This is a genomic window from Roseomonas sp. WA12, from assembly GCF_054165765.1.
Window position 1 is genome coordinate 2,874,136 of sequence record NZ_CM135108.1, and the last position, 25,520, is coordinate 2,899,655.

The 25,520-nt window shown below is 70.7% G+C and carries 28 protein-coding genes; 12 read left to right on the forward strand and 16 right to left on the reverse strand.

What is annotated here, in order from left to right:
• Positions 1-82 precede the first annotated feature (82 nt).
• Genes ACVBD7_RS13830 through ACVBD7_RS13840 form a run of 3 tightly spaced genes read left to right on the forward strand, consistent with a single transcriptional unit; the run spans position 83 to position 1,892 of the window.
• The gene (locus tag ACVBD7_RS13830) at positions 83-610 is read left to right on the forward strand and encodes a YcgN family cysteine cluster protein (RefSeq protein WP_458093813.1); all 528 of its coding nucleotides are present in this window, start codon (positions 83-85) and stop codon (positions 608-610) included.
• On the forward strand, positions 607-1,554 hold the full coding sequence (locus ACVBD7_RS13835) for a dihydrodipicolinate synthase family protein (protein ID WP_458093814.1): 948 nt from the start codon (positions 607-609) through the stop codon (positions 1,552-1,554). The genes ACVBD7_RS13830 and ACVBD7_RS13835 overlap by 4 nt, the downstream gene beginning before the upstream one ends.
• Positions 1,555-1,577: 23 nt before the next feature.
• Positions 1,578-1,892 (forward strand): cupin domain-containing protein, encoded by a 315-nt coding sequence (locus ACVBD7_RS13840; protein ID WP_458093815.1) that lies wholly within the window; start codon positions 1,578-1,580, stop codon positions 1,890-1,892.
• Between the two features lie 30 nt (positions 1,893-1,922).
• Here ACVBD7_RS13840 and ACVBD7_RS13845 read toward each other — a convergent pair whose 3' ends face one another.
• Positions 1,923-3,047, reverse strand: a complete 1,125-nt coding sequence (locus ACVBD7_RS13845; protein WP_458093816.1) for an acyltransferase family protein — start codon at positions 3,045-3,047, stop codon at positions 1,923-1,925.
• 85 nt (positions 3,048-3,132) lie between these two features.
• Here ACVBD7_RS13845 and ACVBD7_RS13850 point away from each other — a divergent pair, with 85 nt between their 5' ends.
• The 3 genes from ACVBD7_RS13850 (at position 3,133) to ACVBD7_RS13860 (ending at position 4,410) form a co-directional block, all read left to right on the forward strand.
• Positions 3,133-3,852, forward strand: coding sequence for a M48 family metallopeptidase (locus ACVBD7_RS13850; protein WP_458093817.1), 720 nt, complete (start codon positions 3,133-3,135; stop codon positions 3,850-3,852).
• Positions 3,853-3,926: 74 nt separating this feature from the next.
• Positions 3,927-4,229 (forward strand): hypothetical protein, encoded by a 303-nt coding sequence (locus tag ACVBD7_RS13855; RefSeq protein WP_458093818.1) that lies wholly within the window; start codon positions 3,927-3,929, stop codon positions 4,227-4,229.
• On the forward strand, positions 4,207-4,410 hold the full coding sequence (locus tag ACVBD7_RS13860; protein ID WP_458093819.1) for a hypothetical protein: 204 nt from the start codon (positions 4,207-4,209) through the stop codon (positions 4,408-4,410). Before ACVBD7_RS13855 ends, ACVBD7_RS13860 begins: the two co-directional genes overlap by 23 nt.
• Position 4,411: 1 nt before the next feature.
• Here the strand turns inward: ACVBD7_RS13860 and ACVBD7_RS13865 are convergent, their stop codons facing one another.
• The 4 genes from ACVBD7_RS13865 to ACVBD7_RS13880 all read right to left on the reverse strand — a co-directional run bounded on the left by ACVBD7_RS13865 (position 4,412) and on the right by ACVBD7_RS13880 (position 8,311).
• The gene (locus tag ACVBD7_RS13865) at positions 4,412-5,197 is read right to left on the reverse strand and encodes an SDR family oxidoreductase (protein ID WP_458093820.1); all 786 of its coding nucleotides are present in this window, start codon (positions 5,195-5,197) and stop codon (positions 4,412-4,414) included.
• 4 nt (positions 5,198-5,201) lie between these two features.
• Positions 5,202-6,182, reverse strand: coding sequence for a Bug family tripartite tricarboxylate transporter substrate binding protein (locus ACVBD7_RS13870; protein ID WP_458093821.1), 981 nt, complete (start codon positions 6,180-6,182; stop codon positions 5,202-5,204).
• A 76-nt stretch (positions 6,183-6,258) separates the two neighbouring features.
• Positions 6,259-7,074: an enoyl-CoA hydratase gene (locus ACVBD7_RS13875; RefSeq protein ID WP_458093822.1), complete on the reverse strand. Its 816-nt coding sequence runs from the start codon at positions 7,072-7,074 to the stop codon at positions 6,259-6,261.
• A gap of 13 nt (positions 7,075-7,087) precedes the next feature.
• Positions 7,088-8,311, reverse strand: a complete 1,224-nt coding sequence (locus ACVBD7_RS13880; protein WP_458093823.1) for a CaiB/BaiF CoA transferase family protein — start codon at positions 8,309-8,311, stop codon at positions 7,088-7,090.
• 74 nt (positions 8,312-8,385) lie between these two features.
• Here ACVBD7_RS13880 and ACVBD7_RS13885 point away from each other — a divergent pair, with 74 nt between their 5' ends.
• Positions 8,386-9,084 (forward strand): GntR family transcriptional regulator, encoded by a 699-nt coding sequence (locus ACVBD7_RS13885; RefSeq protein WP_458093824.1) that lies wholly within the window; start codon positions 8,386-8,388, stop codon positions 9,082-9,084.
• A gap of 4 nt (positions 9,085-9,088) precedes the next feature.
• On the opposite strand, the gene ACVBD7_RS13890 is transcribed toward ACVBD7_RS13885, so the two are convergent.
• Positions 9,089-9,814: a substrate-binding periplasmic protein gene (locus ACVBD7_RS13890; protein ID WP_458093825.1), complete on the reverse strand. Its 726-nt coding sequence runs from the start codon at positions 9,812-9,814 to the stop codon at positions 9,089-9,091.
• A gap of 130 nt (positions 9,815-9,944) precedes the next feature.
• Between ACVBD7_RS13890 and ACVBD7_RS13895 the strand changes: the two genes are divergently transcribed.
• Positions 9,945-12,626, forward strand: a complete 2,682-nt coding sequence (locus ACVBD7_RS13895) for a response regulator (RefSeq protein ID WP_458093826.1) — start codon at positions 9,945-9,947, stop codon at positions 12,624-12,626.
• A 14-nt stretch (positions 12,627-12,640) separates the two neighbouring features.
• On the opposite strand, the gene ACVBD7_RS13900 is transcribed toward ACVBD7_RS13895, so the two are convergent.
• Complete coding sequence (locus ACVBD7_RS13900; protein ID WP_458093827.1) at positions 12,641-12,988, reverse strand: Hpt domain-containing protein; 348 nt, start codon at positions 12,986-12,988, stop codon at positions 12,641-12,643.
• 376 nt (positions 12,989-13,364) lie between these two features.
• On the opposite strand from ACVBD7_RS13900, the gene ACVBD7_RS13905 reads away from it, so the two are divergent.
• Positions 13,365-14,366: a glycosyl hydrolase family 8 gene (locus tag ACVBD7_RS13905; RefSeq protein ID WP_458093828.1), complete on the forward strand. Its 1,002-nt coding sequence runs from the start codon at positions 13,365-13,367 to the stop codon at positions 14,364-14,366.
• Between the two features lie 111 nt (positions 14,367-14,477).
• On the opposite strand, the gene ACVBD7_RS13910 is transcribed toward ACVBD7_RS13905, so the two are convergent.
• The 3 genes from ACVBD7_RS13910 to ACVBD7_RS13920 are packed head-to-tail and all read right to left on the reverse strand — an operon-like array spanning position 14,478 to position 17,577.
• Positions 14,478-15,665 (reverse strand): multidrug effflux MFS transporter, encoded by a 1,188-nt coding sequence (locus tag ACVBD7_RS13910; RefSeq protein WP_458093829.1) that lies wholly within the window; start codon positions 15,663-15,665, stop codon positions 14,478-14,480.
• The gene (locus ACVBD7_RS13915; protein ID WP_458093830.1) at positions 15,662-16,519 is read right to left on the reverse strand and encodes a TIGR01459 family HAD-type hydrolase; all 858 of its coding nucleotides are present in this window, start codon (positions 16,517-16,519) and stop codon (positions 15,662-15,664) included. The genes ACVBD7_RS13910 and ACVBD7_RS13915 overlap by 4 nt, the downstream gene beginning before the upstream one ends.
• Positions 16,519-17,577 carry a quinone-dependent dihydroorotate dehydrogenase gene (locus tag ACVBD7_RS13920; RefSeq protein ID WP_458093831.1) on the reverse strand — a complete coding sequence of 353 codons (1,059 nt, stop codon included), beginning with the start codon at positions 17,575-17,577 and terminating at the stop codon, positions 16,519-16,521. Before ACVBD7_RS13920 ends, ACVBD7_RS13915 begins: the two co-directional genes overlap by 1 nt.
• A 143-nt stretch (positions 17,578-17,720) precedes the next feature.
• On the opposite strand from ACVBD7_RS13920, the gene ACVBD7_RS13925 reads away from it, so the two are divergent.
• Both ACVBD7_RS13925 and ACVBD7_RS13930 read left to right on the forward strand, forming a co-directional pair.
• Entirely contained in the window at positions 17,721-18,566 is an 846-nt protein-coding gene (locus tag ACVBD7_RS13925; RefSeq protein WP_458093832.1) for a DMT family transporter, read from the forward strand.
• A 91-nt stretch (positions 18,567-18,657) separates the two neighbouring features.
• Positions 18,658-19,755, forward strand: a complete 1,098-nt coding sequence (locus ACVBD7_RS13930) for a hypothetical protein (protein WP_458093833.1) — start codon at positions 18,658-18,660, stop codon at positions 19,753-19,755.
• Here the strand turns inward: ACVBD7_RS13930 and ACVBD7_RS13935 are convergent.
• Genes ACVBD7_RS13935 through ACVBD7_RS13945 form a run of 3 tightly spaced genes read right to left on the reverse strand, consistent with a single transcriptional unit; the run spans position 19,752 to position 21,057 of the window.
• Positions 19,752-20,150, reverse strand: coding sequence for a DUF952 domain-containing protein (locus tag ACVBD7_RS13935; RefSeq protein ID WP_458097702.1), 399 nt, complete (start codon positions 20,148-20,150; stop codon positions 19,752-19,754). The genes ACVBD7_RS13930 and ACVBD7_RS13935 overlap by 4 nt on opposite strands.
• Before the next feature lie 20 nt (positions 20,151-20,170).
• Positions 20,171-20,692, reverse strand: coding sequence for a cell wall hydrolase (locus ACVBD7_RS13940; protein WP_458093834.1), 522 nt, complete (start codon positions 20,690-20,692; stop codon positions 20,171-20,173).
• A gap of 5 nt (positions 20,693-20,697) precedes the next feature.
• Positions 20,698-21,057 (reverse strand): hypothetical protein, encoded by a 360-nt coding sequence (locus ACVBD7_RS13945; protein ID WP_458093835.1) that lies wholly within the window; start codon positions 21,055-21,057, stop codon positions 20,698-20,700.
• Between the two features lie 107 nt (positions 21,058-21,164).
• Here ACVBD7_RS13945 and ACVBD7_RS13950 point away from each other — a divergent pair, with 107 nt between their 5' ends.
• Positions 21,165-21,386 (forward strand): hypothetical protein, encoded by a 222-nt coding sequence (locus ACVBD7_RS13950; RefSeq protein ID WP_458097703.1) that lies wholly within the window; start codon positions 21,165-21,167, stop codon positions 21,384-21,386.
• Positions 21,387-21,472: 86 nt separating this feature from the next.
• On the opposite strand, the gene terL is transcribed toward ACVBD7_RS13950, so the two are convergent.
• From terL to ACVBD7_RS13965, 3 genes are read right to left on the reverse strand one after another with little or no spacing between them, the layout of a single operon-like run.
• Positions 21,473-22,924, reverse strand: coding sequence for a phage terminase large subunit (gene terL, locus ACVBD7_RS13955; RefSeq protein ID WP_458093836.1), 1,452 nt, complete (start codon positions 22,922-22,924; stop codon positions 21,473-21,475).
• Positions 22,899-23,210, reverse strand: a complete 312-nt coding sequence (locus tag ACVBD7_RS13960; RefSeq protein ID WP_458093837.1) for a hypothetical protein — start codon at positions 23,208-23,210, stop codon at positions 22,899-22,901. Before ACVBD7_RS13960 ends, terL begins: the two co-directional genes overlap by 26 nt.
• Positions 23,207-25,489: a phage tail fiber protein gene (locus ACVBD7_RS13965; protein ID WP_458093838.1), complete on the reverse strand. Its 2,283-nt coding sequence runs from the start codon at positions 25,487-25,489 to the stop codon at positions 23,207-23,209. Before ACVBD7_RS13965 ends, ACVBD7_RS13960 begins: the two co-directional genes overlap by 4 nt.
• Between the last annotated feature and the right edge of the window lie 31 nt (positions 25,490-25,520).

Sequence of the window (25,520 nt, forward strand, 5' to 3'; positions counted from 1 at the left end):
GATTCACGCCGAGTCGGAAGGCAGGTCAAGCTTCCAGTGCGCCGGCTTCCAGTACGCGGGCCCGCGGGTGTAGGGAGGGGCCGTGTCGGACACCCCCCTACCCTTCTGGAAGCGGAAATCCCTCTCGGCCATGACGCGGCCGGAGTGGGAGGCCCTGTGCGATGGCTGCGGCCGCTGCTGCCTGCACAAGATCCGCGACGAGGACACGGAGGAGATCCACTTCACCAATGTCGCCTGCCGCCTGCTGGACACCCAGGGCTGCGGCTGCCGCGACTACCCCAACCGGCGGGACCATGTGCCGGACTGCGTGCAGCTGAAGGCGAAGATGCTGCCCGCGCTCGACTGGCTGCCGCCCACCTGCGCCTACCATCTCCTCGCCCGAGGCGAGGACCTTCCGGAGTGGCACCCGCTGGTGTCGGGCGACCCCGAGAGCGTTCACCGCGCCGGGATTTCCGTGCGCGGCCGCGCGATTTCCGAGCGCGAGGCTGGCCCTCTCGAGGACCATGTGGTGACGTGGCCCGGCCGGTGGCCTGCCGGATCCCGCAAGGGGGCCGGGGCACCGCGCGCGGCGGTAGCGGCCGCAAAGAGGAACGGGAGGAAGACCGGATGACCGGTGCGCTTTATGGCGGTGTGAATGCCGCGCTGATCACCGCCGTGCACGCGGATCTCTCGCCCGACCACGAGCGGACCGCAAATCTGGCGAAGTGGCTGCTGGCGAATGGCTGCAACAACATCGGCGTGCTCGGCACCACGGGCGAGGCGAACTCCTTCGGCCTGCAGGAGCGGCGCACGATCCTGGAGAAGCTGGTTGCGCATGACATCCCCGTCACGCGCATGATGCCGGGCACGGGATTCACCAACATCACCGACACGGTGGAGATGTCGCGCCACGCGCGCGACCTCGGCTGCCCGGGCGTGCTCGTCCTGCCGCCCTTCTACTACAAGGACCCGACCGAAGACGGCCTTTACGCCTACTACTCCGAAGTAATCGAGCGGATCGGCGGCGGGCTGGCCATCTACCTCTACCACTTCCCTGCACAGTCGGCCGTGCCGCTGACCCTCTCCCTCGTCGGCCGGCTGCTGGACGCTTTCCCGGGCGTGGTGCGCGGGCTGAAGGACAGCACGGGCGACCGGGCGCAGGGCGAGGCCTATCTCTCCGCCTTCGCCTCCCGCGGCTTCGAGCTGTATCCGGGCGGGGACAGCCTGTTCCAGCACCTGCTGGGCCTGGGCGCCGCCGGCTGCATCACGGCCGCCACCAACCTGACCTGCCGCTTTGCCCAGATCGTCTATTCCAAGCGCACGGGCCCCGAAGCCGATGCCGCCCAGGCCATGATGAATGCCGGGCGGGATGCCGCTGCCACCGTGTCGCTGATCCCCGGCTTGCGGGAAATCCTGGCGCGCAGCACGGGTGACGAGGGCTGGCGCCACATCCGCCCGCCGCACACCCGCCTCACGGCCGAGGAAGCGGATCGCGTCTGGCAGGCCTGGCAGGCGACCGGTGTGCTTCCCCTGCCCGGCCTGGCCGATGCGGGCATGGCGCTTGCAGCCGAGTAGGCACACCAGACCAGGCGAGCCCCATGTCCGAACCCTTGCGCTGCCGCATCCCTGCCACCGCCACCGTCCAGGCGGATGACGACACCGCCCGCGTCACCCGCTGGGACTTTCCGCCCGGCGCGGAGACCGGGTGGCACCGACACGGCTGGGGCTATCTCGTCGTCCCCGTGACGGACGGGACGATGATGCTGGAGGAGCCCGGCGGCGCGACGCGGGAGGCGACGATCAAGGCCGGCGTCTCCTACACCCGCCCGCCGGGGGTGGAGCACAACGTGGTCAATGCCGGGACCGTGCCCTTCTCCTTCGTGGAGATCGAATTCAAGGCGCATCCTGGCTGACCGACCCCCGCGCCAGTCCGGCGCGGGGAGTCACACAGAGGATTGCCGGCCGAGATGCTGGGCGGCCCGCTGAGTCGGTACCTCGACCAGTAGGTGCAGCGCGATCGCGGCAGCCAGCGCCAGGGATGTCGCGGCCAGGATGGCGGCCATGGGCGGCCATCCGGCCTCGAGCAGCAGCCGGATCACCGCGTATCCCGCGACCCCGTGCACGACGTAGAGTGGGTAGCTGATCCGTGCGAGAGCATCGGCCAGGCCCGGCACGCGCCCGATGCGCCCGCGCGCCACGAAGCAGCCCGCGAACAGCGCCAGCGCCGCTCCATAGGCCACCAGCCCCGGCGCCAACTGTCCCGCCATCACCCCGCCGGCCCATTGCAGCGCGAACAGCACCAGCAGCGCCGCGCCGCCGCCCAACAGTAGTACCCGGTCCTCCGTGCCCCGGTGCCAGGCGTAGAACAGGGTGCCGAGGAGCATGAAGGTGATCATCTGAGCGCTCACCCCCAGCTCCCCCGCCGCCGCCCGGCCGCCCGGCGGAAGCGGCAGGGCGGCGAGCAGGGCGGTCGCGCCCGCAAGACCCAGCGCCGCTGACAGCACCGGCCGCGCCCGCCCAACCCGGAGAGCCGGGGCCAGAACCAGGCAGAGCAGGTAGAAGCGCAGTTCGATCTCGAGCGTCCAGACGATGCCGTCGATCGAGGGAAGCCCCAGCAGGTCCCGGATGAAGAGGAGTTGGGCCGCCCATTGCAGGGCCCCGAAGGGCACGGGGCTGCCAAAATGCCGGGCACAGGCCCAGACGGCCAGCATGGTGATGGACAGACCCACCGCATAGGTCGGCCAGATCCGCAGCAGGCGCCCGAGGGCGAAGCCGGCCCGGCTGCGACCCAGCAGAGAGAAGGGGATAACGAAGCCGCTGATGAGGAAGAACAGCGCCACGCCGAAATGCCCGGCGAAGCCCTCCGGCAAGGCTCGGTGCAGCCCGGCCAACCACGGGGCGGGACCTGCCCATGCAGGCGCGCCCAGGAAGGCCGCGGCTACCTCGCGAAAGTCCCAGAAATGCTCGGTGTAATGGCTCAGCAGCACCGAGAGTGCGGCGAGCCCGCGCAGCCCATGGGCGAAGGCCATGCGCGGCGGCGGCTCGGCCAGGCCACTGATTTCGGGCACCCCTCGCATCCCGCCCACCACACGCGGCGGGCCGGTTCTGTCAACCCGTTGAACCGGACCCCGCCGAAGGTCCATTCTCCGTTGCATGGAACATAACGAGACCGAGAGCGTTCCCCTTCGCGCCCATCCGCTGGCCCTGCCGACGCCGACGCCGGTGCGTTGGAACCGGTCCACGCGCGCGCGCCGGGTCTCGCTGCGGATCGACCCGCGGGCGGGAGAGGTGGTGGTGACCCTGCCGCCCCGCTCCAGCCGCAAGGCTGGGATGGCGCTGCTGAACACCCATGCGACCTGGGTAAAGGAACGGCTGGACAACCTCGCGCCGCCGGTACCGCTGGCCGAAGGAGAGCGAGTGCCGCTGGGCGGCGTGCCACACCTGATCCGGCACGATCCGAATGTGCGCGGCCCCGCCATCCTGTGGGACGGCGAGATCGTGGTGGCCGGGGACAAGGCCTTCCTTCCCCGCCGGGTGGGAGACTTCCTGAAGGCGGAAGCCAAGCGCCGCATCGCCGTGCTGGCGGCAGGCCATGCCGCGACGCTGGGGGTGAAGATCCGCCGCGTCACGCTGAAGGACACGCGGTCGCGATGGGGAAGCTGCGCGCCCGATGGCACCCTCGCCTTCTCCTGGCGCCTGGTGATGGCCCCGGACTGGGTGCTGGACTACGTGGTGGCGCATGAGGTGGCGCATCTGCGAGAGCTAAACCACTCCGACCGCTTCTGGGCCCATGTCACCCGCCTGAACCCGGCCCGGGAGGCCGCGCAGGAATGGCTGCGGCGCCACGGCCCGACGCTGCTGCGCGTGGGCTAGAACCCCAGGAAGCCGCGTTCACCAAAGGTTAAGGAAGAGGCCGGCAGGGTCGAGGGACATCGCGGAGGCCATCCGTGTCCAGCGTCATTGGCAGCAGCACGGCCGCCTTCTACGCCAATCTCCCGAGCGGCTACGTCGCCGCGGCCTCGTCCAGCTCCACCACGGGCAGCACCGCGCCGGCCGACATCGTGGACATCCGTGTGCCCCTACCCGCCGCCACATTCACGGCGCGCGCGAGGGACAGCCTTTCCGTGCGCGAACTGTTCGGCTCCCCTGATGCGGACATGATGCGCGTGGCGCTGCGCGGCGAGAGTGGCGGCCGCGATCGGCGGCTATCGCGCCACGGGCAGCACGGTGCCGAACGGAGCGTCGGTTGACCTCACCGCGCTGTTCGGCAGGATGGTGGAGACGGGCCAGGCGGCAGGTGCGGCCTCAGCACGGCTGCAACAGCTCTCAGAGCTTATCGCGCTGCTCGGCGCCGGCACGGTGGGCGGTGTGCGGACCGTCGGCACCGATCTCACCAAGCTCACCGCGCTCGCGTTGAACGCCCGAGCTTGAACTAGATGCCCCGCTGCAGCCCGCCATCCACAGCAATGCCCTGGCCGGTCACATAGGCGGCGACCGGTGAGGCCAGGAAGGCGACCATCGCCGCCACCTCCTCCGGCGTGCCCAGGCGGCCCATCGGGATATCGGCGGCAACGCGGGAGAGCACCTCGGCCACCTCGACCCCCTCGTCCTTCGCCATCTGTGCGGCGCGATTGCGCCAGAGCGGCGTCAACGCGCGGCCGGGCGAGACGCTGTTCACCGCGATCCCCTCCGGCGCCAGCTCGATCGCCAGCGTCTTGGCCAGCGCCAGCACCCCGGCCTTGTGGACATTGGAGACCACCTGATGCGCCGTCGGCTGCCGCGCCGAAACGGCGCCGAGCAGCACCACCCGCCCATCCCCTGCCCGCCGCAGCGCCGGCAGCAGCGCGCGGACGGCGCGCACGGTGCCGAGGATGTTGAACTCGTAGTTTTCCAGCCAGGCTTCGTCGGACAGGTCCTCGAAGGCGCTGCGGCGGCTGCCGCCAGCAGCGCAGACCAGCGCGTGCAGTGGCGTATCACCCCATCCCGCGACCAGCGCTGCGAGTGAGACCGGGTCGGACTGGTCGCAGACGGCAATCTCCGGCATGGCACCGCCCGCCTCGGCGCGCAGCCAGCCCGCCGCCACCTCCAGCCGGGCCGCATCGCGCGCGGCGATGGTCACCGTAGCCCCTTCCCGCAGCAGCAAGGCCGCGGTGGCCAGGCCGATGCCGGAGGAGCCGCCGATCACCAGCGCCCGGCGGCCGCGCATTCCGAGTTCCATGGGCCTATTCCGCCTTCGCGCCGGTCGCGCGCACGATCGGGGCCCATTTGGCCGTCTCCTCGCGGATGAAGCGGGCCAGGTCTTCCGGCGAGCTCGGCAGCGGCTCCACCCCCTGCCCTTCCAGCGAGGCCGCGACCGCGGGATCCGCCAGCGCCTCCCGCATCACCGCGTTCATTCGCGCGACGATGGCGGGCGACAGCCCCTTCGGCCCGACCAGCGCATACCAGTTCTGCACCTCGTAGCCCGGCAGCGTCTCCGCCACCGTCGGCGTGTCCGGCATCGCGCGGACGCGCTGCGCAGTGGGAACCGCGAGCAGACGGAGGCGGCCGGCCTGCACCTGGGGCAGCGCGGTCGGCGCGGTGGAGAAGGCGTAGTCCACCTTGCCGCCGATCAGGTCCGTCATCATCGGCCCGCCACCGCGATAGGGCACATGCACGGTCTTCACATCCGACATCTGATCCAGCAGCGCGCCCGCCAGATGCCCCGCGCCGCCGACGCCGGAGGATCCGTAGGTGATCGTATCCGGCCGTGCCTTCGCGGCCGCGATCAGGTCCGCCACGCTGCGCCAGGGGCGGTCGGCCGGCACCACCAGCACGTTGAGCACATTGCCCGCCATGGCGACGGGGGTGAAATCCGCCTGCGGGTCGAAGGGCAGGCTGCCATAGAGGGTGGGATTGATCGCCAGGGCGCCGATCGTGCCCATCAGGAAGGTGGTGCCATCGGCCGGGGCGCGCACCACGATCTCGGTGGCGAGATTGCCGCCCGCGCCGGGGCGGTTGTCGATCACCACGGGCTGGCCGAGCAGCGCGGTGAGCTTGGGCTGCATCACCCGCGTGCTGATGTCGGTGGCGCCACCGGCGGCGAAGCCGACCACGAAGCGGATGGGCTTGCTGGGCCAGGGCTCCTGCGCCAGGGCGCGAAGGGCTGGCAGGGAGAGGGCAGAAGCCCCCAGCCCCGCGCCCAGAAGGGTGCGGCGGTTCACCATCGGATCGCTCCTCTCCTCGGCACCCCCGGGCCCGTCTGTCGCGGGTCTCTCAGGGGGCCGGTTCAACGCTGGGGTGCTACCGCCCTTTGAACTCGGGCGGGCGCTTCTCCATGAAGGCACGGCGGCCCTCGATATAGTCTTCGCTGGCGAAGCACTCGGCGACGAGACGGGCGCAGAGCGCCTCGTCAGGCTGCGCCTTCAGCGCCTCGGCCACGATGGCCTTCACCGAACCGACGGTCAGCGGCGCGTTGCCGGCGATGGTGGTGGCATAGTCCCCCACCACCGTCTCCAGCGCGTCATCGGCCACCACGCGGTTTACCAGGCCCATCACCCGCGCATCCTCGGCGGAGAAGCGCTTGGCGGTGAAGAACAGCTCCTTGGCGAAGGAGGGGCCGACGAGATGCACGAGGCGCCGGATGCCCGCGAGCGGATAGCCGAGGCCGAGCTTCGCCGCCGGGATGCCGAAGGAGGACTTCTCCGTGCAGATGCGCATGTCGCAGCACACGGCCAGGGCGCTGCCGCCGCCGATGCAGTGGCCGCGGATGGCGGCGATGGTGGGCTTCGGGAAGTTCGAGAGCGCCTCGTACACCTTGGCCGTCTGCGCCTGGTACGCGTCGACGGATTCCTTGCTGCCGCGCTCGCTCTCGAACTTCGAGATGTCAGCGCCCGAGACGAAGGCCTTGCCGCCCGCGCCGGTGACGACGACCACGCGCACCTCCGGATCGGCGGCGAAGTCGGCCAGAATACTCTCGCCCGCGATCCACATCTCCATGGAGACGGCGTTGTGGCGCTCGGGGTTGTTGAAAATCATCCAGCCGACGCCGCCCTCCTTGCGGGAGAGCATCTTGTCGGTGCCAAGCGCCGGGTTCGGCGGGGGAAGCGCGTCGGGCATCTGCGTATCGGTCCTAGATCACCTGGCGGGACTTGAGGCCCGCGATCTCGTCATCGGAATAGCCGGCCTCGCGCAGCACCTCGGCGGAGTGCTCGCCGATGGCGGGCGGGTGGGTGGCGATGCGGCTGGGCGTGCGCGACAGCCCGATGGGCTGCGCGACATAGGTCTGCGACTTCCCGCCCTCGTCCAGCGTGGCCGCGATGCCCAGGTGCTGCACCTGCGGGTCCGCGAACATCTGGTCGATGTTGTAGATCGGGCCCGCGGGCACGCCGGCCTCGTTCAGCGCCGTCACCCATTCCTCGCTCGTGCGCTCGGCGATCTTGGCGTCGATCAGCGCGTTGAGCGCGTCGCGGTTGTCGGAGCGGCCGGCGGAATCCTTGAAGCGCGGGTCCTCCAGCCATTCCGGTGCATTGGCAGCGGCGGCGAAGCGCTTCCAGATCGCGTTGCCGGTGGCCGCGATATTGATGTGCCCGTCCTTCGTCTTGAACACGCCGGTCGGGATGGAGGTGGGGTGGTTGTTGCCCGCCTGCTTCGGCACCTCGCCGGCCTGCAGCCAGCGCGCGGCCTGGAAGTCGAGCATGAAGGCCTGGGCCTGCAGCAGCGAGGTCTGCACCCACTGCCCCTTGCCCGACACCTCGCGCTCCAGCAGCGCGACCATGATGCCCTGCGCGGCGAACAGCCCCGCGCAGAGATCGGCGATGGGGATGCCCACGCGCACGGGGCCCTGGCCGGGCAGGCCGGTGATGGACATCAGCCCGCCCATGCCCTGTGCGATCTGGTCGAAGCCCGGGCGCCCGGCATAGGGCCCGTCCTGGCCGAAGCCGGAGATCGAGGCGTAGACGAGGCGCGGGTTCTCGGCGGAGAGGTCCTTGTAGCCGATGCCCAGCCGGTCCTTCACGTCCGGGCGGAAGTTCTCCACCACCACATCGGCTTCGCGGGCCAGCTTCTTCAGGATGGCGACGCCCTCGGGCGACTTCAGGTTCAGCGTCAGCCCGCGCTTGTTGCGGTGCAGGTTCTGGAAGTCCGGGCCGCCGCGGGGGCCGCCCATCGGGTCGCCCTGGTCCAGCCCCTCGGGCATCTCGATCTTGATGACCTTGGCGCCCCAATCCGCCAACTGCCGCACGCAGGTGGGGCCGGAGCGGACGCGGGTGAGATCGAGCACGGTGAAGCGGGAGAGCGCGCCCGCGGCGATCCTGTCCGCTTCGCCTGCCTGGGCGGAATTGGGGGCGTCGAGCATGGCTGGTCCTCCGTTGGCCCGGAGGCTGAGAGCTTCGGGCCAGCCTGTCAACAGCCTGTTGACAGCGAGCGCGCATGCGTGATGCCCTGCCCTGCATGGACAGCCTTCCGCCACAGGGCCCGTTACCGGAGCGCGCGCGGGCGGCGCTGGAGGCGCTCATCCTCTCGGGCGAGCTGGCGCCCGGCAGCCGGCTGAACGAGGTGGCGCTGGCCGCGCGGCTCGGCCTCTCGCGCGGACCGTTGCGGGAAGCGCTGCGCGGGCTGGAGCGCGATGGGCTGGTCACCGCGGGCCCCGCCGGGCAGGGCATGAGCGTGCGGCGCATCGAGCCCGAGGAGCTGGCGGAGCTCTATGACATGCGCGCCCTGCTGCAGGGCTTCATCCTCGCCCGGCTGGCCGAACGCGCGGCGTCGGGCACGCTGCCCGCGGGGCTGGTGGGCGATCTCCGGGCGCAGGTGGTGGCGATGGAGGCGCATGCCGCCGCGGGCGATGCCGCCGCCTACTACCAGGGCAACCTCGCCTTCCACGAGGCGCTGCACGAGGCCGCCGGGCACCGCCGCGCCGCCACGCTCTACGGCTCGCTACTCCGGGAAAGCCACCTGGCCCGCCAGCGCTCCCTCTCCCGCCCCGACCGCATGCGCGAGAGCAATGCGGAGCATGCGGCGATGCTGGCGGCGGTCGAGGCGGGCGATCCTGTCCGCGCTCGCGCGCTGGGCGAGGCGCATGTGGCCGGGGGCGGCAAGCGGCGCTGGCTGGAATCACTCTCCTTCGGCTGAGGGATCAGTTCACCAGCATCCCGCCCAGGCCCCAGCGCTGCGCCGTGCGGGGCAGTGTGCCGTTGCCTTTCACGGAGGCGAGGAAACCATTCACCTCGGCCAGCCAGGCGGCATCACCGCGCGGCACGGCATAGGCGTAGAGCGTATCCCCCAGCGCGCGCGGCGCATCGGAGACGCGCCAGCTGTCGTCCCCCCGCAGCCGGCGGGAATCGGCGTAGTCGGTCACGAAGACATCGGCCCGGCCGGCACCGATCTCCTGCTCGGGGATAAGGGGCGGGGTGACGGTCAGCAGCTCGGCCTGGCGCAGGCGCTGGCGCATCACCTCCTCTGCCACCGATCCGCCGACGACCGCCACCACGATCCCATCGCGGTCCATCCCGACCCATCCCGGCACCCGCTCGCTGGCGCGCTGCGTGACGGCGGCCATGGGGCCGGAGAGGAAGGGTTTGGTGAAGGCGACCCGCGTGGCACGCGACGGGCTGATGCCCAGGCCGCCCATCCCCACGTCGCAGGCGCCACGCTCGATCATGCCGATCACTGTGCTGGGTACGGCCTCCACGAACACCGCGCGCACGCTAAATCGGGCTGCCAGGGCACGCGCCATATCGGCGTCCAGCCCCTCCATCTGCCCGTTCCGGATGTTTCGCCAGGATAGGGCAGGCAGATCCGGCACGGTGCAAATCAACAGCTCGCGCCGCGCCTTCACGGCCGCCAGACGGTCTGAATCCACGGAATTACTACCTGAGACTGTGCCTTGATCTGGATTTTGAGCGACAGTCGTATTGAAAATGCTCCCAGGCGCGCCGCCGGTCTCGCAAACGAGACAGAGCCCTGCGATGATTGCGGCGGTCGCGCGACGTATGAACAACACACCATCCTCCCTTCGCCGGGTTCTCAATCTGGGCCCTGCCAAGCCGGCCACGCCCCGGCCGTGGCGCCTGTTCGCGGCGACAGTGATGGTGGTCGGCGTCTGTTTCGCAGCAGTTTACCTTATCCTCTTTGACCGAGGCCAGCGGGAGGCGGCGAACGACGCGGAGCGCCTGACCATGGGCGTGACCGCAGCGTTGGCCGACCAGCTGGCCCGCGCAATCCAGACCGTGGATTTCGTGCTGCTCGACATGGCCGAGCGCAGCACCGAAGCCGATCCCGCCGCCACCGCCCGGGCGCTGGCCGGCCGCATCCGCGACGTGCCGCAGCTCCGCGCCGTGCTGATCGTCGATGCGGCGGGCACCGTCACGGCCTCCACGGTGGAGAACCTGCGCGGCACCTCGGTCGCGGACCGGGACTGGTTCCGGGTGCTGCGGCTGGGCGGCCCCGCGCTGCGCTTGGGTTCGCCTGAAGCGGGGCGCTTCCTCGGCGGCTCGGCCGCGATGCAGGCGCGCGCCATCCAGGCAGCGGGGATCTGGTCCATCCCGCTGGCCCGCGGGCTGCGCACGTCGCGGGGCGACTTCAACGGCGCGGCCGTGGCCCTGCTCAACCCGGACTACCTCATCTCCGTCGGTCGCCGGCACGCGGAGGCCTTCGGGGTCACGGTGCGCATCCACGCGCTGAACGGGCTGCTGCTGGCGCGCTCGGATGGGCGGGTGGAAGGCGTGGGCGAGGCCAATCCCTCCTCCTGGCTGTTCCGCGACTTCCTTCCCCGGCGGGAGAGCGGCACCTATTCCGGCATCGACCAGGACGGGCAGGACGTCTTCGCCTCCTTCTCGACCATCCGGCAGGGCACGCTGGTGATCGAGGCGGCTCGGCGGAAAGCGGCTGCTTTCGAGGGTGTGGAGCGGCTGGCGGCGCTGCTGATCGGCGGTGGCATCGCCATCGCGGCCATCATGCTCGTCGCGCTCTGGCTCATGTCCCGCCAGGCGGCGCTGCTGAAGGCACAGGGCGACGCGCTGATCGAGAGCGAGCGCGAGGCGCGGGCGGCGACGACGGCGAAGGAGGAATTCCTGGCCGCGATGAGCCACGAGATCCGCACGCCGATGAACGGCGTGATCGGCATGACCGGGCTGCTGCTGGATTCCAACCTCGATCCCATCCAGCGTCGCTACGGTGAGACGATCCAGGGCAGCGCCGAGCACCTGCTCATGGTGCTGAACGACATCCTCGACTTCTCCAAGCTCGAGGCGGGGATGATCGAGCACGAGCACATCCCCTTCACGCTCGAGAACGAGATCGCGACCATCGTGGAACTGTTCGCGGCGCGCGCGGCCGCCAAGGGCGTGGAGATGGTGGCGTCACTTCCGCCCGAGTTGCCGCGCCAGGTGCTGGGCGATCCCGGGCGCTTCCGGCAGATCCTGTTCAACCTTGTCGGCAATGCCATCAAGTTCACCGAGAGCGGCTGGATCGAGGTGGCGATCTCCGCCGCGCCGCTGGAGGAGGAGGAAGGGGCTCTGTGCCTCACCTGCTCCGTTGCCGACACCGGTATCGGCGTGGACGCGGCCCAGGTGCCGATGCTGTTCGAGCGCTTCACCCAGGCCGATGCCTCGATCAGCCGGAAATACGGGGGCACCGGGCTGGGTCTGGCCATCTGCCGCAAGCTGGCCGAGCAGATGGGCGGCGGGATCGATGCGATGCCCAGGCAGGATGGCGGCAGCATTTTCCGCTTCTGGATCGTGGTGGGCGAGCTGCCGCAGCCCGAGCCGGTGGTGCCGCCCCCGCTTGCCGGGCGCCGCATCCTGGTGGTGGACGACCTGATGCTGAACCGCGAGGTGATGGTCCGGCAGCTGACCGCCGCCGGCGCCTCGGCGCTGGCCGCTGACAGCGGGGCCGCCGCGCTGAACCTGCTGCGCCTGGCCGCCCGCCGCGGCACGGCGTTCCACGCCGCCGTGCTGGACCTGACCATGCAGGGCGACGGCGCGGCCGGGGCGCCGTCCGGAACGTCGGCGCGGTTGGAGGCCGGGGGCGCGCCGCTGGCGCCAGCGATGGGCGGGCTGGAGCTGGCGCGCCATGTCCGCACCGAGGCGGCGGCGCTCGGCAATCCGGCTCTCATCCTCTGCAGCTTCGGGGTAGAGGCGCACCAGATGCCCCTTGGTGGTCCCCCGCCCGGCCTGGTGGACGCCATGCTGCTGAAGCCGGCCCTGCCCGAGCGGCTGATGGAGGCGGTGGCCCAAGCACTGACTCCCGTGGGCCGGCTACCCCCACCCGCACCTCCCCTGCCCCCGCCGGAAGAGCGGCAGCGCCGTCTCCTGCTGGTGGAGGACAACGCCACTAACCAGCTCCTCATGCGCGCGCTGCTCGCGCGGATCGGGGCGGAGGTGACGGTGGCTGGCAACGGGGCTGTGGCCGTGGACGTCTGCCGCTCCCAAGTCTTCGACGTGATCCTGATGGATCTGCAGATGCCGGTCATGGACGGGCTGGAGGCCACGCGGGCGATTCGCGGCGGCGGTTTGAACCGGGCGACGCGCATTGTCGGGTTGACCGCCGCCGTCGGGCCGGAATTCGAGCGCCAGTGCCGTGAGGCCGGGATGGATGACTACCTGTCCAAGCCCGTGCAGCGGGACCAGCTCACCCTCGCCATCGGGATGGCGCCGGTCCCCACCGCCGGGTAGCGACGCGGGACGCGCTAGACCGCGCCGTCCTCTCCCGCGGCCAGCTCCGCCAGTTCCGACAGCGCCGCTTTTGCTTCCTGACCGATCCCGAGGATCATCTGCTGGGCCGGGGTGCGGTCGTCCGAGCGCATGGCCTGTCGCGCCAGGGTTTCCAGCGCCTTCGCGCCGATCGAGCCGGCCGCACCGGCCAGGCTGTGGGCGGCGCGCCGGTACTCGACGACATCGCCAGCCCGTGCGGCATCCACCATCTGCCGCACCAGCCGCGCGAGATCCTCCTCGAAGGTCCGGACGATACTCACGAACACGTCGCGGGGCAGTTCCTCTGCCAATTGGCTGGCTACTTCAGGGTCGATCGCGCTCACGGCCGAAGGTTGCCCCCGTGTGAACGCAGGGTCAACGCGCAGGCCGGCCGTCCTTGCATAAGCGGCTGTGGGAGAAAAGCCACATTCAATCCTGACCAGGAGAAAATACCGGCTTCAATACAACTATGGGCTGTGTTTGAGTGTTCCACACACGTCGATCGGATCCCCTCTGTAGGCCTGGATCAAAATGCCTGATTTTCTGCTCTCGCCACCGCCTACTCTTTCTCCGATCCGGGCACAGCCCGCCCTCCGTAACTCCGCGTTCAGGCATGCGGAAGTTCGTTCCTCCGCCAGGACAACCCGCCGCGGAGCTCTGCTCGGGCTGCTTGCGGCGCCGTCCCTCGCTCTTCTTTCACGTTCGGCGCATGGCCAGGGAATGCCGGAATGGCTGGCAGACCTTAAGACCGAATGGGCAATGTTCCGCGGCCGCTGCGTCACGCGCGAGGGCCGGGTGCTCGATATCGCCAAGGGCGACGAGACCCATACGGAAGGCCAGGGCTTCGGCATGCTCTTCGCCGCTGAGGCTGGCGACAGCACAACATTCGACCGCATCCTGGACTGGACGCGCCGCCATCTCCGGCATGACCGGGACAACCTGCACGCGTGGCGCTATCGCGGCGATGCCGTGGACCCGGTTGCGGACCGCAACAACGCGACGGACGGCGACATCCTGATCGCCTGGGCGCTGATGCGCGGCGCCGACCTGTTCTCCCGCCCCGCCCTGGCGCGGGAGGCCGGGCTGATCGCCCGCGACATCCTGACCCATTGCACGCGGGAGGTCGCCGGGCGCCTGGTGCTGCTGCCGGCCATGCGGGGCTTCGAGAAGCAGGACCACGTCGTCCTCAACCCCTCCTACTATATCTTCCCCGCCCTGATGGATTTCGAGCGGGTGGTGCCCGGCCCGCAGTGGCGCCGGCTGGTGGCGGACGGGCTGTTCATCGTGGGCGAGGCGCGCTTCGGCCGCTGGGGTCTGCCGGCGGACTGGATCGAGTTGCCGCGCGAGGCGAGCTTCAAGATGCGCATGGCCTCCTCCTGGCCCACGCGCTTCTCCTGGGATGCGGTGCGCGTGCCGCTCTATCTTGCCTGGGGCCGCCATGTGGATAGCCCGGCACTGAAGGCAAGCATCGCGTTCTGGACACCGCATTCCATGAACAGCTTGCCCGCCTGGGCCGACCTGCGAAGCAACGCCGTTGCCCCTTATCCCGGACATGCCGGGGTGCAGGCCGTGGCCATGCTGGCCGCGGCGACGGCGGATCGCACTCGCAGGCTGCAGGAGCTGCCTCGCGTGTCGCAGGCGACGGACTACTACGGCGCGTGCCTTGTCATGCTCTCCCGCATCGCCTGGCAGGAGGCGCGGGCGGGAGCGCCGATCGTCTGAAGGCGCACGGGTTTACTGGCTGTACGTGTTGGAAGCGGTGCTTCCTCCGTCCCCAAGGCGAAGAAAAGTGTTCACCTACGCCGGGGAGCCGCAGACCGAGGGGTCGCGCCGTCAGAGATTTCGACGTGCACCTTGGAGTGCGATCGATGAGGCGATGCCACATCCGGCCATGACGAGGGCGGTGGTCACGCCAGAGCCGTTCTCGAAGGCACCGTTCACCAGCGTCATCAGCGCGCCGAACCCCATCTGCATCGCGCCCAGAAGGCCGGAGGCAGTGCCGGCGCGCTCAGGTCGCACGCTTATGGCGGCGGCCACCGCGTTCGGCAGGCTGATGCCGTTGCCGATGGCGATCAGCGCCATCGGAAGGAAGAAGCCCATCAGCGTGTGCGGCAGGAGGAGCTGCACCGCCAGCATGACGCCCGCACCGAGGATGATGATCCAGAGCCCGGCCGAGAGCATCCGCGCGAGGCCGAATCGGGCGGAGTAACGCCCAGCCAGCCAGGACCCGCCGGCGAAGCAGACGGAGATGGCGAGGAAGGCGGTCGCGTAGTCGCGCGGCGTGTAGCCCATCGACTCCGCCACGCGGGGGGCGCCCGCCATGAAGGCGAAGAACACGCCGGTGGAGGCAGCGCCCACCGCGCCGATCCAGCGGAAGGCCGGCAGGCGCAGAAGGGACATGTAGGCCAGGCCCATGCCGCGGAGGCCGGGCAGTGGCTGCGGCTCCCGCAGGGTCTCCGGCAGGCGCAGCCAGACGGCGGCCAGAAGCGGTGCGCCGAAGAGCAGACAGGCGATCATCGAGGCGCGCCAGCCGAAGCCCTCCTCGATCAGCGCGCCGGCCATGGGGGCAACCATGGGCGCGAGCGTCATGGCCATGACGACATAGCCGATTCGGCTCGCGGCCTCTTCGCGCGGCCAGACGTCTCGGATGATGGCGCGGCCGAGTACCATGCCGGAGCAGGCCCCCATCGCCTGCGCCACCCGCCCCACGCCGAGCCAGGCCATGGAAGGCGCGAAGGCCGAGAGGGCGGAGGCGAGGAGATAGAGGCCAAGCGCCCCGAGCAGCACGGGCCGCCTCCCATACCGGTCTGACAGCGGCCCGTAGAGGAGCTGCCCGAGAGCGACACCGAGGAGATAGAGCGTGAGGGTGAGCTGGGCGACGGCGTAGGGCACATCCAGGTCCACCGCCATGCGCGGCAGGGCGGGGATGAGGATCTGCATGGTGAAGGGGCCGAGCCCCGTCATCGCCACCAGCAGCCAGAGGGCCGGCGGCGGCCCGGAACCCTTCCCGCCCACGCTCACCAGCGGAGCGCGCGGAGTGCGGCGACGGGGGTGACGCCCTCGGCCGTGGCACGGGCGGCGAGGGTAGCGGAGTCGGCCTCGGCCAGGCCTTCCTCGGCGGCCAGGCCGCCTAGGGCCCAGACCGCGTCCAGCCCCGCGGCCTGGGCGCCAGCGAGATCGGTGTGCGGGCTGTCACCGATCGCGACGCAGTGCTTGCGCGGCAGATCCAGCAAAGCCATGACGGGATCGTAGGCCGCCGGGTCGGGCTTGCCTATTTCCAGCACGCTCCCACCGAGGGCGGCGTAGCGCTCGGCCAGCGCGCCGGCGCAGAGCAGCAGGCGGCCACCGGAGACGACGCGGCGGTCCGGGTTGACGCAGAGCATGGGCAGGCCCCGCGTAAGCGCCGCCTGCAGAGCGGGCTCGTAGGGATCGAGCGACTGCGCGCCGCGCTCCGGGTCGGGGCCGGTGTTGAGGAGCCAGTCGGCCCTTTCCGCCTGCTCGGTCAGGGTGATGCCGAGATCCTCGACCACCGAGTGGTCACGCACCGTGCCGATATGCAGGGCGCGGGGGCCGAGGTTCCGCACGAAGGGGTGGGTGCGGTCTCGCAGCAGGCGCCAGGCAATCTCGCCGCTGGTCATCGCCTGGATGTAGAGCGCACGGTCGATGCCGAAGCCGGTGAGTTGGGCCTCCACAACATGCGAGCGCCGCGGGGCGTTGGAGAGGAAGACGATGCGGGCGCCCGCGTCCTTCATCCGGGCCAGCGCGTCGGCGACGCCCGGGAAGGCGGCTCGGCCGTCATGCACCACGCCCCAGATGTCCAGCACGAAGCCGCGGTAGCGGCCCGCCAGCTCCGCGATGCCATCGAGGACGCGCATCAGGCCTCGGCCCCAATCGCGTCCGACAGGGTCTTCACCCCGTCCCGCCGCAGCAAGGCCGCGAGCTCGCGCCGGACGCGCGGGATGAGGGCAGGGCCGGCATAGGCGAAGCCCGCATAGGTCTGCACGAGGGAAGCGCCGGCCTTGATTTTGGCATAGGCGGTCTCGCCGCTCTCGACGCCACCGACGCCGACGAGGGTGAGGCGGCCGCGGGAGAGGCGGTGGACGCGGCGGAGCAGCTCGGTCGAGGGCTGGAAGAGCGGGCGGCCGGAGAGGCCGCCGACCTCGCCCTTCTGCGGGGAGCGCAGCGTGTCCGGCCGGGCGATGGTGGTGTTGGAGACGATCAGCCCGGCCACGTCGCGGTTCGTGCAGGTGCCGACGATGGCCTCCACCGCGTCTTCGGTCAGGTCGGGGGCGATCTTCACTAGAACGGGCGGGCGGCGCTTCAGCTCGGCGCGGGCGGCGAGCGTCGCGTCGAGGATGGCGGCGAGGCGTGCCTCGCCCTGCAGGTCCCGCAACCCCGGGGTGTTGGGAGAGGAGACGTTGATGGTCACGTAATCCGCCAGCGGCGCGACGCGGAGATAGAGGGCGGGGTAGTCGCGCTCGGGCGTCGTGCTGTCTTTGTTGATGCCGATATTGGCGCCGAGCACCGCGGGCAGCGGGCGCTTCAGGGCGGCGAGATTGGCGGCGTAGGCCTCCAGCCCGGCATTGTTGAAGCCGAGCCGGTTGATGACCGCGCGGTCCTCCTCGAGCCGGAAGATGCGGGGCTTGGGATTGCCCGCCTGCGGGAGCGGGGTGGTGGTGCCGACCTCCACGAAGCCGAAGCCAAGCCGCATGAGCGGCAGCACCGCGACCGCATTCTTGTCGAAGCCGGCGGCGAGGCCGAGCGGGGAGCGGAAGTCGAGCCCCATGGCGCGGACGGCCAGGATGGGGTCATCCCTTCCCCGGTCACGGCCGGCGAGGCCCCAGGTCAGGGCGCGGAGGGAGAGCTCATGTGCGCCCTCCGGGTCCAGGCCCCGGACGAGCGGCATCAGGGCGGAGGCAAGGGCGGGGCGCATCGGGCAGGTTTGTGCCGCAGTGCGGGGTGAAGGGCCAGGGGCCGTTCCGTGAAGAGCGCCCTGGAGGAGACCTAGGCATCGCGTTGACGACGGGACGTCGGGGCGGGAGAAGCGACGGGAACCATCCCCGGGGGGTCGAGAGGGTGCGCGGACCGTTGCTCCTGCTGGCCGCGCTCGCCTTCTTCGCGGTGCTCGACGCCAATTCGAAGGTGCTGTCGGGCGGCTACCATGTCAGTCAGGTGCTGGCCTTTCGCTACGCGGTGCTGCTGGTGCTGCTGGGCGCGGCGCGGGTGGCGCTGGGGCGGCATGCCGGGGGCGGGCTGGCGACGCGGCGGCCGGGGGCACAGCTGCTGCGGGCGGCGTTCATGGTGGGCTCGGGCGCCGGGTTCTTCCTCTCGCTGAAGGTCCTGCCGCTGGCGGAGGGCTACCTCGTCTATTTCACCGCGCCCTTCATGCTGCTGGCCCTGTTCCGCTTCCTGCTGCACGAGCCGGTGGCGGCCTCGGCCTGGGCCTGGTGCGGGGTGGGGTTCCTGGGCGTGCTGCTGGCGCTGTGGCCGGGGATCTCGGCGGGCGGGTCCTGGGCGGCCTATGGCTGGGGACTGGTCGGCAGCTTCTGCCACGCCATGGTGCTGGTGCTGAACCGCAGCCTGCGGGACGAGCCGGGGATGGCGCGGCTGATCTTCTGGAGCGCGGGGCCTGCGCTCCCGCTGCTGTTGCCCTGGGCCGTTATTGAATGGGTGACGCCATCGCTGCCGGACGCGATCGCGCTGTCCGCCAACGGCGTGCTGGCGGGCGGGGCGACCGTGGCCCTGGCGGCGGCGTTTCGGTACGCCTCGGCGGGGCGGCTGGCACCGCTGGAGTTCTCCGCACTGATCTTCGCGGTGATCGCCGATGTGACGGTGTGGGGGCTGTGGCCGCCCGCGCTTGTCTGGGCCGGGGCGGCGGTGGTGGCCTTCGCGGGGGTGATGGCGCAGCGCCGGTCTCACTGACGGGGCTCATTGAAGGGCCGCATTGACGGCGGGGTGGGCGGGCGCCCTACCCTGCCCTGATCCCGCGCTCGACGGGACGGAGGAGATGCCCATGTCCATCCTGTCCCGTGCGGCGGGGATCGCCGCGCTGCTCGCGGCCGGCGCCCTCACGCCCGCCGCCGCCCAGACTGCACCGCCGGCCGGCGCGGTCGGGCCGCTGGCGCAGGCGGCGACGAATTTGGCGCGTGTGTCGCAGGGGCCGGTCTCGGTCGCGCGCCAAGGGTCGTTCTTTGTCGGCGGCCGGTCGCTGCATTCGGACACGCTTTCGACCCAGCCCGCCTATGGGGCGAGCGGCACGATCACGGTCGACCAGGTGTATGTGCGATACCAGGTGCCGGCCGAAGCCGGGTCCCGCGTGCCGCTGGTGCTGATCCATGGCTGCTGCCTGACGGGCAAGACTTGGGAGACGACGCCGGACGGGCGCATGGGCTGGGATGAGTACCTGCTGCGCCGCGGCCACCCGACCTATGTGATCGACCAGGCCTGGCGCGGCCGCTCCGCCTCCCATCCCACGACGATCAACGCCGTGAAGATGGGCCGGGCGGGGGTGGAGGGGCTTCCGACCGTGTTCGCCGCCGGGCAGGAGGATGCCTGGGCCATCTTCCGCTTCGGCCGGCGCCATCCCGAGACTTTCCCGGGGCTGCTCTTCCCCTTGGCGGGGCTGGAGGAGTTCTGGCGGCAGATGGTGCCGGACTGGAACTTCGCCGTGCCCACGCCGAACCCGACGGTGACGGGGCTTTCCGCCCTGGCGCGGCGGCTGGAGCGGGCGGTGCTGATCAGCCATTCGCAATCCGGCATCTATCCCTTCCAGACGGCGGAGCTGAGCCGGGACGGGATCGCGGGGATCGTCTCGATCGAGCCAGGGGCGTGCCCTGCGGCAAATGGCGACATGAAGCCCTATGCCGGGCTGCCGATCCTCGTCCTGTGGGGCGACTTCGTGCAGGAATCGACCCGCTGGGCACCACGCCTGGCAGCCTGCCGCGACTTCGCGCGCGCGGCCAATGCGTCGGGCGGGAAGGTGGAGATCGCGGTGCTGCCCGAGATGGGCATCCCTGGCAATTCCCACATGCTGATGCAGGACTCCAACTCGCTGGAGCTCGCGGACTGGCTCGCCGACTGGATCGGGCGGACCGTGGATACAGCGCGCTAGGATACCCAATCCGGGAAGCGATGCAGCCCGTCCACGCCGAGGGGTAGGAACACCGCGCCGCGCACGGCGGTGAGCGGCAGCGCTGCATAGAGATGGGGAAACAGGCCCGGGCGGCTGCCGCCCGCGGCCGGTTCCCAGCGCAGCGCCACCCCGAGCGCGGCGCTCTCGGCACTGATCAGCCACAGGTCCGGCTCGCCCGCGCGGTGCTTCGCGGCGCTGGCGCGGAGCTGGGTGGCGGTGGAGAAGTGGAGGAACCCGTCGCGGCGGTCGTCGGCGCTGCCGTAATAGGCGCCGGCAGCCTGGGCAGCGCGCCAGTCGGCGCCGCGCATGAGTGTGTGGACCAGGGGTTCGGGGGCTTCGGCCATGGGCGGCGTCATAGCCCAGGGGCGGGGCATCGGCACGCCCCACCCCTTCCTCAGGCGGCCGCCTGCCTCCTCGCCACCAGCACGGGGGCGGCGGGCTGGGCCGGGGCGGCACCCGTCTCGATCCGGTAGAAGGTGAGGCCGGAGATCTCCGCCACCGGTTCCCGGGCCACCGCCCAGCCCGGCAGTCGCTCCTCCGGGTGCCAGTGGGTGGCGCCGCCGGTCGGGTCAGCCAGGGCACCGGACAGAGCGCGGGCGGCCACGCGGCGGCAGATGGCGAGCGCTGCATCACCGGGGGCCTGAGCGGCGAGGCGGGTGTGGTCCTGGTGGCGGGGATTACGGCTGGGGAACAGGAAGGGGTCGCGGCAGGTGTCTTCCAGCGCGCGCGGGCCGGGTTCGGCAAGGCGGGCATGGCCGCCGCGGGCGAATGGCGCGGCGCCGGGAATGCGAGGCGGGCGCGGAATGGCGGCGCGGGCGCGGTTCACGGCCAGCGCCGCCAACGCCTCGATCGCGCGCACGGGGCGGGCCCCGGCCTCCGCGTAGAGGGTGCGGGCGAGGGTCTCGGTCATGTCCATCGGGCTCAGCGGTCCTCGGCGAGCACGCGCATCTGCGCGGCGGTGCTGTGGGCGGCACGGGTGGCTTCGTCGAGCTTCTGCTCAATGCGGATGAGATGGGCGGTCAGGCGCCCGTCCACGTCGCGGATGAGAGAGAGGGGGACGTAGGTGCGCGCCACCTCCATCTTGAACGCGGCCAGCTCGTCCCGCGTGCGGTCCAGCGCGGCCTGGTGCTCCGACAGGTCGGAGCCGGGCGGCGGCAGGGTGGCCTCGGGGTTCTGCGCGATGCTGCGGCGGAGGGAGTGGAGCATCCAGGCGAGCAGGGCCATGAGCGGGGTTTCCACCGCGGCGGCGATCCACTGCGGTTCGGGGGGCAAGGACGGCATGGGTCCTCCTTCGGGGATCGCCGGTTGCGCGCAGGGGCGCGAGGGTTGACCAGGGGGCGCGCCGCCCCGACTTGCCGGGACGCCGCGAAGGGTGCTGTGTGCTGACGATGTGGAACGAGCCGTATCTCGAGACCTGCTGCCGGTCGGCGTTGCACCGGCTGTTCCTGACCCATGGCGGAACCCGCCCGGCGGGGCTGCCGGACGAGGCCTGCTTGAGGCGCCTGTGCGGGATGGGGCTAGCCGAGGAGGTCTCGCCCGGGCGCTTCGCAATGACCGGGGCTGGGGCCGCGCGCCACGGGACCGAGGTGCTGAAGAAGGCTGTGGCCTGAGGCGCGAGAGATCCGTCGGGGAGACTGCCCTTCCGGATGCAGGCACTCTGACGAAAGAGTGAGCAACAAATCCGGTCCTCTCGGCCCTATCCCCGCCAGGACGGCGCGCGTGAGGCCGGAGGTAGCGAGGGCATACGCACCGGCTCGGCGAGCAGACAGCCCGCGACCGCATCGAGCGCATCGTCCCGCACGCCGCTCGCCCCCGGTTTCCACTCCGCCATCTCCTGCGGGAAGGCGGTGCGGAACACAGCCTCATGCGCGTGCAGGCGGCGTGCGGCCATGACAGGGTCCAGCGCGCCGAGGATGCGGTCCTGCTTCGCCTTGTGGCTGTTGTGCTCCATCACCGTGCAGGCGACGCCGGCGCGCGCCATTTCTCGCCGCAACAGGGGCGGCAGGAACTTGCCGATGCCGTTCGTTTCCACACGCACCACCGGCAGCAGCAGGTCCCGCGCGATGGCGGCGACGCGACGGCACTGCTGCGTCGCCGGATCCGGTTCGCCATCCGGGTCCTGGGTGATGTAGGCCAGCCGGTGCAGGTAGTGGTTCCCCTCCCCGTCCGCATAGGTGGCGGCGAGCACGCTGGAATCCCCCTGCCCCGGGCGGCCATAGGCAGGGTCCCAGAAGCCACCGCCCGAGACCAGCCGCTTGCCCAGAAGCGAGAGCATCGGTCGCCCGTTCGCCTCCCGGTAATCCGGCTCCTCGCCGTAGCGGACGAGCAGCGCGGGATCGAGGCGCGCGGCGCCGGAAGATGCGCATTCCAGCAGCATCTGCCGCCGGAACTGCAGCGGCCCGACGCGGTCCCGCAGCACCTGCACGCCCTCCCGCGGGAAGCGGTCCGGCCAAGCGCTGCGGCCGGCGGTATCCAGCAGCGGAATGCGCAGGCGGCGGTAGGTGGCGAGATAGGCGCCCTCTGCCTCCGCCGGCAGGTAAAGGCTTTCCGCGCAGTGCGGCGTGCCGACGAAGAGAATGGTGCCGGAAGGCGTGAGGATGAACTCGCATTCCGCGAGGCGCTCGCGCAGCTCCTCGCGCTTGCCTGGGGTGTCGCAGTTGCCGGCCACCTCCACATCGTCGCAGACGATCAGTTCCGCCCGCGCGCCGGTGACGTTGCCGCCAATGCCCTGGGCGAGCATCGAGGGCTCGCGGATCGCACCCGGGCGCTTCACCGTGAACCGGTCCGCCGCCCAGGATTCATTGCCGCCCAGCAGGTGGCGGCAGAGCGGGTGGCGCTCGATGATCCTGCGCACCGTTGCCACCATGCGCGCCGCCAGCGTGTGGTCCGCCGCCAGCACCAGGATGCGCAGCTCCGGCTGCACCGTCAGGCGCCAGGCGCACCACAGTCCAATGAGCGTGGACTTGCCGCAGCCGCGGAAAGCCATCAGCAGCAGGCGGTGGTCGTCGCCGGCATGGCGTGCCATCAGCCAGCGCGCGATGCGGCGATGCACGCCGGGGGTGTTCACCCCAGCGCGCAGATTCCAGGCGTAGAGGAACTCGAGGAAGTCATGCTCCGTCGTGTCAGGCGGTGTCGTCGTCCTCCGCACGTTCTTCACCCTCCAGGTCTTCCAACTCGGCGATTTGAATGGACCGGCGCGCCTCGGTGATCAGCGCGCCCGCCTCGGCGACCGCATCGGTCTGTACCTGGCCTCGGTTGAGCTTCATCAGGTGTTCCAGATGCGCGAGCGCGGAGCGCGCGGCCGCGTGGTGCGCGGTGAAGGCCTTTGGGTCCTCATGCGTGCCCGGCGCGGGGCCGCGCGAGACGAAGGCCTCGTAATCCGCCACCACTTTGCGGACCGCGCGATGCAGCTCCTCCGGTGTGAGCGGGATCACGTCTTCACCGCCCGCACACGCACCGTGCCCGCGCCGAGGTCGATCGCGGCCCCGCTGCGGTTCCAGGCCGTGACCGTGATGATGTCCTGCGCGCCCACCTGGGCGAGGAACATCACGCCCGAGGTGGAGAGGCTGAACGCCGCCTGCACGAAATCGCCCGGCCGCACACCCGCGCAGGGCACATTGAGACTGGCCGAGACGCCCGCAGCGATGGAGGGCGGATCCCAGGGCATCTCCGCCTTGAGGTCCCGCACGCCATACGGCAGCTCCGGCGTGCCGTAGAGCACGGCCGGGCTCTGCGACGGATCGCAGGACAGTCGCATGCTCCGCACCTCGTAATCCGTGCCGACCCGCACCAGGCCAATGATCGCGGTCTGCACTTGCGGCGCGAGCCGTATCATCTGTAACCGGGTGAGATTCGCGTCGTTGCTGTCCGCGTTCCCCTGCCACCATCGCGGGCCAGGAACATAGGTGAGCGACATGCCCGAGGCGCGCACCATGCTTCCATCGGCCTCGGTCAACAGCACGTTTCCCGCACCGAAGCACTGGATGACCATGCGCGGGTCGTCAGCGTCCACCGACAGGGCAAATTCCTTGCACCGCCGCGTATCGACCACGAAGCCGAGGCCGCGCCCGCCGGTCAGGATCACGCCCCGGTCGGTCAGCCCGTAGCTGTCCAGCGCCTGGAAGGTGAAATGCTGCAGAAGCGTCGCCGGCCCGCTCACATTCGTGGAAAGGCAGGCCAGCGTCTCGAAGCCGGTCTCCGTGCCGTTCCAGCGGATGGCGGCAGAGCGCAGGTTCGGCACATGCGCCAGCGTCCGGCTCGCCTCGCGGTGCGCGGCCGCCTGGTGCATGGCGCGCACGATGCTGCCCACGCGCGTCGCCGTGCCCGCGTAGTCGATGTCCACGCCGTAGCCCTGGCTGGCCCAGGCCACTTCATAGACATGGTCCTGCGCGCCTCCGGTGTGGCGCGCCACGAAGGGATCGCAGCCCTCCATGCGCAGGTTGCGGGCGACCACGGCGCGCGAATTCACCTCGATCAGGAACGGAATGCCGTCGATCGGGCGGTCCCGTGACTGCAACTCGAAGGCCGGCCCGTCGAAGACGTGGCGGTTGTGCGCCACATAGGCACCCGGCGCCGCTGAAAGGCGAATGCCGTAGCGGTCCTTGTCCGGATAGGTCGCCAGCGAATGGGCGAAGTGCCCACCATAATAGCGCACGGAGGTGTTCCAGGCCGCCGCGCTCGCCGTACGGACATCAAGCCCATAACGATTGTCCACGATACGTCCGAGATACAGCACACTGTCCTCGAAGCCGCGCTCCACGCCCAGGGTCTGCACACCGATGGTGAACATCTCCACCTGGCGCACGTCGATCAGGCCGGAATCCTGGTTGCGAATCAGGATCCCGATGTCGCGCTCATCCTCCCAGGAGGAAAGACCCGCGCGCAGCACGCGGAGCCCCTGGTAGATCTTCGTACAATTGCGGACCGCGCCCCCTTCACCAAGCGTCAGCGCGGCCTCACCGCCGGCACCGGCATAGAGGATGGCGCCCCGCATGGTCAGCCCGGCCGCCGCGCCGGGCAGTGCCAGCGGAATGGTGGTGCGGTAGGTCCCCTCGCCGATGTCGAGATGCTTGCCCGAGGCGCCGGCGGCGTTCATCGCCGCCTGCAACGCCGGCCCGTCATCCGTCACGCCGTCGCCGATCGCGCCGAAATCGCGGGCCGAGAGGCGCTCGGAGAGTTTGTCCTCGACCGAGCGCGGGATCCCTCCGGGAAAGGGTACTGATAGTGTTGCCTCCCCGCGGGAGAAGGTGGCGACGTTGCCGAGGCTATCGAAGCCCAGAAGGCGGTTGGCGCGGGCCAGGCGCATCGGCAACATGAACTGCCCGCCCACCTCGCCCGGCGCCTGGCGAAGCGCGCCGGAGGTGTCCTCACGCAGTTCCTGCAGCGCGGCCATCTGCCGGTCCAGTTCGTCATTCAACGTGTTGGCACGCAGCACACCGTTGGGCTGATAGTCGGTGACGCGCTCCATGATCATGCGCCGGCGCAGAACCACCTTTGCACCCGCGGCGGGCGCCGCGGCAAAGGTGACGAAGCCGCCCGTGGAGTTCCCGGCCCCCGAGACGGCGTAGCCGCTGGCGATGCGAAGACCGTCGACATGCACCTCGACATCGTCGGTCTTGAACACCGGGAAAGGAAAGACGAAGGCGGTCTGCGCGCCGTCGGCCACGTAGTGCACGCGCGGCGCGACGTCGCCGATGCGGATATGCTCGGCCATCAAGGGTTCTCCAGTTCTGCCGCGGGGGCGT

Excerpts from the sequence above, each read along its gene's own strand:
- ACVBD7_RS13835 (WP_458093814.1), top strand. The coding sequence starts at position 607 with ATGACCGGTGCGCTTTATGGCGGTGTGAATGCCGCGCTGATCACCGCC.
- ACVBD7_RS13840 (WP_458093815.1), top strand. The coding sequence starts at position 1,578 with ATGTCCGAACCCTTGCGCTGCCGCATCCCTGCCACCGCCACCGTCCAG.
- ACVBD7_RS13850 (WP_458093817.1), top strand. The coding sequence starts at position 3,133 with ATGGAACATAACGAGACCGAGAGCGTTCCCCTTCGCGCCCATCCGCTG.
- ACVBD7_RS13865 (WP_458093820.1), bottom strand. The coding sequence starts at position 5,197 with ATGGAACTCGGAATGCGCGGCCGCCGGGCGCTGGTGATCGGCGGCTCC.
- ACVBD7_RS13870 (WP_458093821.1), bottom strand. The coding sequence starts at position 6,182 with ATGGTGAACCGCCGCACCCTTCTGGGCGCGGGGCTGGGGGCTTCTGCC.
- ACVBD7_RS13875 (WP_458093822.1), bottom strand. The coding sequence starts at position 7,074 with ATGCCCGACGCGCTTCCCCCGCCGAACCCGGCGCTTGGCACCGACAAG.
- ACVBD7_RS13880 (WP_458093823.1), bottom strand. The coding sequence starts at position 8,311 with ATGCTCGACGCCCCCAATTCCGCCCAGGCAGGCGAAGCGGACAGGATC.
- ACVBD7_RS13885 (WP_458093824.1), top strand. The coding sequence starts at position 8,386 with ATGCGTGATGCCCTGCCCTGCATGGACAGCCTTCCGCCACAGGGCCCG.
- ACVBD7_RS13895 (WP_458093826.1), top strand. The coding sequence starts at position 9,945 with ATGAACAACACACCATCCTCCCTTCGCCGGGTTCTCAATCTGGGCCCT.
- ACVBD7_RS13905 (WP_458093828.1), top strand. The coding sequence starts at position 13,365 with ATGCCGGAATGGCTGGCAGACCTTAAGACCGAATGGGCAATGTTCCGC.
- ACVBD7_RS13915 (WP_458093830.1), bottom strand. The coding sequence starts at position 16,519 with ATGCGCGTCCTCGATGGCATCGCGGAGCTGGCGGGCCGCTACCGCGGC.
- ACVBD7_RS13920 (WP_458093831.1), bottom strand. The coding sequence starts at position 17,577 with ATGCGCCCCGCCCTTGCCTCCGCCCTGATGCCGCTCGTCCGGGGCCTG.
- ACVBD7_RS13930 (WP_458093833.1), top strand. The coding sequence starts at position 18,658 with ATGTCCATCCTGTCCCGTGCGGCGGGGATCGCCGCGCTGCTCGCGGCC.
- ACVBD7_RS13935 (WP_458097702.1), bottom strand. The coding sequence starts at position 20,150 with ATGCCCCGCCCCTGGGCTATGACGCCGCCCATGGCCGAAGCCCCCGAA.
- ACVBD7_RS13940 (WP_458093834.1), bottom strand. The coding sequence starts at position 20,692 with ATGGACATGACCGAGACCCTCGCCCGCACCCTCTACGCGGAGGCCGGG.
- ACVBD7_RS13945 (WP_458093835.1), bottom strand. The coding sequence starts at position 21,057 with ATGCCGTCCTTGCCCCCCGAACCGCAGTGGATCGCCGCCGCGGTGGAA.
- ACVBD7_RS13950 (WP_458097703.1), top strand. The coding sequence starts at position 21,165 with ATGTGGAACGAGCCGTATCTCGAGACCTGCTGCCGGTCGGCGTTGCAC.
- ACVBD7_RS13965 (WP_458093838.1), bottom strand. The coding sequence starts at position 25,489 with ATGGCCGAGCATATCCGCATCGGCGACGTCGCGCCGCGCGTGCACTAC.